Genomic DNA, 457 nt, shown 5'->3' with positions numbered 1-457 from the left:
GTATAGTGGTCCCCGATTTTCGGACAGCGGTTTAAGGTGGTAACTTGGCTGAAAACAAGGTCAAGTTATGAGCGAGAAGAAACGCAACAAGTTCACGGCGCAGTTCAAGGCCAAGGTCGCGCTTGAGGCAATCCGGAACGACAAAACGCTGAACGAAATCGGTAGCGAGTTCGGTGTCCACCCGTCCCAGGTCGGCCTGTGGAAACGGGAACTGCTCGAGAATGCGCCCGGAATCTTCGATATAAAGCGAGGGCCGAAACCAGTCGATCCGTCCTCGGATCCTGAAAAGCTCTACACCGAAATCGGTCGGCTCAAGGTGCAGTTGGACTGGCTTAAAAAAAAAGTCGGGCCTTACCTGTGAAGCAGCGTAAAAGCTGGATCGGCGGCGAGGAGCCATTACCGGTCTCGACGCAATGCCAACTGGTCGATGTGAATCGCACGAGTTATTACGGCAAGC

1 protein-coding gene is annotated in these 457 nt (G+C 53.8%); it reads left to right on the top strand.

What is annotated here, in order from left to right; all coding sequences use genetic code 11:
• Nucleotides 1-67 precede the first annotated feature (67 nt).
• A complete protein-coding gene (locus EST62_RS12825; protein WP_129052457.1) occupies nt 68-361 on the top strand; it encodes a transposase in 294 nt (97 codons plus the stop codon).
• The last annotated feature ends 96 nt before the right edge of the window (nt 362-457 follow it).

The sequence above is a fragment of the Chlorobaculum sp. 24CR genome (assembly GCF_004118635.1).
GTDB lineage: Bacteria > Bacteroidota > Chlorobiia > Chlorobiales > Chlorobiaceae > Chlorobaculum.
This window is presented reverse-complemented; position numbering and strand designations above follow the sequence as displayed.

Excerpts from the sequence above, each read along its gene's own strand:
- EST62_RS12825 (WP_129052457.1), top strand. The coding sequence starts at position 68 with ATGAGCGAGAAGAAACGCAACAAGTTCACGGCGCAGTTCAAGGCCAAG.